2 protein-coding genes and 1 pseudogene are annotated in these 1137 nt (G+C 76.3%); all 3 read left to right on the top strand.

Translation table 11 applies throughout. The annotated features are described in order from the left end of the window. Window positions 1–277 (top strand): annotated as a pseudogene (locus GFJ45_RS16105) (hypothetical protein); the annotation flags it as partial. 129 nt (window positions 278–406) lie between these two features. Next, window positions 407–580 carry a DUF5679 domain-containing protein gene (locus tag GFJ45_RS16585; protein ID WP_194288744.1) on the top strand — a complete coding sequence of 58 codons (174 nt, stop codon included), beginning with the start codon at window positions 407–409 and terminating at the stop codon, window positions 578–580. A 144-nt stretch (window positions 581–724) separates the two neighbouring features. Further along, window positions 725–1137, top strand: a 413-nt coding sequence (locus GFJ45_RS16100) for a hypothetical protein (RefSeq protein ID WP_228387221.1), incomplete at its 3' end; no start/stop codon positions are given.

The raw sequence follows: 1137 nt of genomic DNA, 5'->3' as shown, positions 1-1137 counted from the left end.
CCTTGGCGGTGTGGTGGATGACCGAGGCGATCCCGCTGGCGGCCACGGCCAGCAGGCGCGCGACGCCGCCTGGGCCCACCCCGACGTCGCCCCCAGCGCGGGCGACCTGGACGACCCCCTCGGGTTCGTCAGCCGGCAGCAGAGCGGGCAGGACGCGGACGGCGACTTCGACGCCGAGCTGGACCGGCTGCTTCGCGGTGAGCCGGGCGAGCAGGGCAGCCAGGACGGTGACGACGGCGAGCGCGGCGAGGGCGACGAGCGCCCCGGGCAGCCCTGAGCGCGACACGCCAGCGGCTCGGCAGCACAGGACCGGTCCCCGCCGGTCGCCTAGGGTGACGAGCAACCGGGGCACCAGGCCCCGCGCGTGGTGCTGACCGCGTGACCCCGAGCGAGGCGAGGAGTGACCATGGCTGAGAGCGCCGAGACCTACCAGGGCGAGTTCTACTGCGTGAAGTGCAAGGAGAAGCGGGAGGCCGAGGGCAAGGTCGTCGAGACCAACGGCCGTCGGATGGCCAAGGGCAGCTGCCCGGTGTGTGGTACCAACCTCAACCGCATCCTCGGCAAGGCCGCCAGCGCCTGAGCCGACCCCGCACCGCCGACCGGGCGGCACCCCATCTCGGGGTGCCGCCCGTCGCGCGTCTGCGGGGTGGCCCGGCCTCGCCGGACGCGCACGGGCTGTGGACAGCCCGGCCTGGCGCCGGTCCGCGCGTGCCACGCTCGCCGGGTGAGCCTCTCCCACGAGCAGCTGACCCCGCACGCCCGGCCGCTACGGCGCCGCCGGCACGAGGTGCAGTTCGGCCTGTGCGAGCAGCACGGGATGGTGCTGACCGACCTGAGCGAGTCACAGGCCGAGTGCCTGCTGCAGCTGGCGCGGCTCCCCCTCCCCCGGTGGCGGGAGCAGGCATCCCGGGCGGGGTTGAGCCCGGAGTGGCAGGACCAGCTGCTGACCACGCTCCGCGAGCGGGGCCTGCTCTCCGGTCGCGGCCACATCGCCGCTGCCCCGGTGCCCCCGGCCACGGCCAGCGTGCTGGGCCGGGGCCGGCTGGCCGGACCGCTCGCCGAGGCGTTCGGTACCGCCGGCCTGCCGCCCCCGACCGAGCACGGGCACCGCGGGGCCGGCGCTGCCGCCGCGGTGAC

The sequence above is a fragment of the Ornithinicoccus halotolerans genome, assembly GCF_009602535.1.
In the GTDB taxonomy this organism is placed as follows: Bacteria; Actinomycetota; Actinomycetes; order Actinomycetales; family Dermatophilaceae; genus Ornithinicoccus; species Ornithinicoccus halotolerans.
Note: the sequence above shows the minus strand (reverse complement) of the source record. Positions and strands in the feature narration are given on the sequence as shown.

What these genes read in the sequence shown, in the direction of transcription:
- GFJ45_RS16585 (WP_194288744.1), top strand. Translation starts at nt 407, where the DNA reads ATGGCTGAGAGCGCCGAGACCTACCAGGGCGAGTTCTACTGCGTGAAG.